This is a genomic window from Flavobacterium sp. (assembly GCF_035456225.1).
In the GTDB taxonomy this organism is placed as follows: Bacteria; Bacteroidota; Bacteroidia; order Flavobacteriales; family Flavobacteriaceae; genus Flavobacterium.
This window is the reverse complement of the sequence record NZ_DATIDM010000107.1, coordinates 1-2195: the sequence shown is the minus strand read 5'-3', so window position 1 is coordinate 2195 and position 2195 is coordinate 1. Positions and strand designations below refer to the sequence as shown.

Annotated in this window: 2 protein-coding genes; one reads left to right on the top strand and one right to left on the bottom strand. The window is 39.2% G+C overall.

Going from position 1 to position 2195, the window contains the following annotated elements; translation table 11 throughout:
- The first annotated feature begins 83 nt into the window (after nucleotides 1–83).
- Nucleotides 84–488, top strand: a complete 405-nt coding sequence (locus VLB74_RS06550) for a hypothetical protein (RefSeq protein ID WP_325202656.1) — start codon at nucleotides 84–86, stop codon at nucleotides 486–488.
- A gap of 417 nt (nucleotides 489–905) precedes the next feature.
- Here VLB74_RS06550 and VLB74_RS06545 read toward each other — a convergent pair whose 3' ends face one another.
- A complete protein-coding gene (locus tag VLB74_RS06545; RefSeq protein WP_325202655.1) occupies nucleotides 906–1985 on the bottom strand; it encodes an IS110 family RNA-guided transposase in 1080 nt (359 codons plus the stop codon).
- Nucleotides 1986–2195 lie beyond the last annotated feature (210 nt).

Genomic DNA, 2195 nt, shown 5'->3' with positions numbered 1-2195 from the left:
CCGAAGAATGGGCTTAATTTAGTCCCAAACCCGCTGTAGTGCCAAGACGTTGGCAGTAAGATTCCAAAATACACAGAAATCAAATGATTGAAATTCAGAAAATATTAGACGTAACCTTTCCTTTTGTAGAAACTTTACTTGTGGATTATGGGGAATTTTATCCATTGGCTTCCGCTGTAGATATTAATGGAGAAGTTCAGCAAATTGTGCGTGAAGAAAATATAGAAAACGATTTTCCAAAATCGAATACAGTACTTGGAGAACTTAAACAAGAATTACGGTCGAATAGAAATGAGTTTATTGCGATTGCAATATTTTATGATGTAACCCTCAAAGAAAAACAAACAGATGCGATTGCAGTTTTTGTTGAAGACAAAAGGGAAAAAAGTGGGTATACATTTTATTACCCCTACAAATTTGTTGAAAATAAATTAGTGTTTTCAGAATCCTGGAAAACTACTCAAAATATAGAAATTCTTTGCGACTAAAAATCCTACTGCCAACAGCTACTCCTATGTAAAGCATCATAAAGTTATTCACAACTTTTGAGAGGGTTATATGTCGGTTATTTTTCGAGTATAGAATTCTGTCCCGGCGGCTTGTTGAAAAAGTTGGAAACAACTTTTTGTCTGCCGAAGGCTTAGGACTGAAAAAGTTGTTCTGACTTTTTCAATAATGCCACGAATTTTATACCTCTTTTATTTCATAGTCTTCCTTTTTTTTTAATTCTTAAAGCTCCTACTCCTATATGTGGTTCCCGACAGGTCGGGACCACCAGCATCTGTATGATTGTAAGAATAAAAAACAGCTGCCTGCTACAACGTTGCGGCTTCATTTTTCAGAACCGCCCTAGCTGTTTTGCAGTCTGTTTTCTGTTATGGCTGAGCCTGTTAAGAAGGTTATTTTTATTTTTCCAGCATTAAATTTACCAAATTTCTATTGATTTGATAAGGTGTTTCGGTTTTGATTACCGAGAGTATTCTTCGTGCCAGTTTATGGGCTATTTTAATAATAATGCTCTTGACGTTGCGCCCCTGATGTTTGCGGTAATAGTTCTGCATTTCGGCATCTTTCCTGATGGCAATCCAGGCGGCTTCCACCAAATAACTCCGCAATTGGGAACGGCTTCTGGGGGTGATTCCCAAACACTTTTCCGAGCCCCCGCTATTATAAACACCGGGAACCAATCCGATGTAGGAGCTGAATTGTCCTTCGTTGTTGAATCGCCGTAAATCGCCGCATTCGGCCAGAATCACGCTTGCCAGATAACCGCCAATTCCCGGAATACTCCTCAACAGATCATAATCTTTCTTGTGGGACTTTCGGCAATGGGCACGCATTTGATTGGCAATTTCCAGATACTCCGACCTGATGAATTTGTACATCCGTATTTTGCCCTGCAAAGCCAGATCACCGCAGCTGGTGCTGAATTTTATTTTTTCCAGCCATACAATAAAATCTTTGCTCCAATTCGGGCTGTCAAATTCATCAGGAATCTTTATGCCATGAAAAAGCAACATGCTTTTGATATGCAGTTTGGTTTGTCGGAGTTTCCTGGTGACCTGGGTTCTGTGACGCGCCAAAGTAGTAAACTGTTCATGTTCTTCACCAGGAATATAAACACCCCTGAGAACCCCCGCCTTTAATTGATTGGACAGATTTCTCGAATCCAGGACGTCTGTTTTTTGATACCGCTGCTTGTCCCCTGTCTTGACATCCGAGGGATTGACCACCAAAACATTCCAACCTAAATTTAAAAAATAGCGGGCTGCAGAAAAACCGCAACAGCCTGCTTCGTAAACTAAATCCACCTGGTGATTGGGAAATGTTTGCTCCACATATTGAAATAAATCCCCGGCAACAGAAGGCATCGAATACGTTCTGTGAAAAAACAAATCAGTCTGAATGGAAACTGTCCATCTTTTTTTGTGAATATCTAAACCAATGAATATCTTTGGTTTAATTAAGGCATCGTGTAATTGCATAATCTTCGTTTTTGGTAACTCTAAGTTATGCTTTTACATAGATGCTACAACGGATTTGGGCATTTGGCTTAATTGAAAGTTGGTTTTATATTTGGGATGATTTGGCAAATCCGAAGAATGGGCTTAATTTAGTCCCAAACCCGCTGTAGTACCAAGACGTTATGCGTGATATTGAAAAAACGAAACAAACCAATGATAGATTTTGAAATT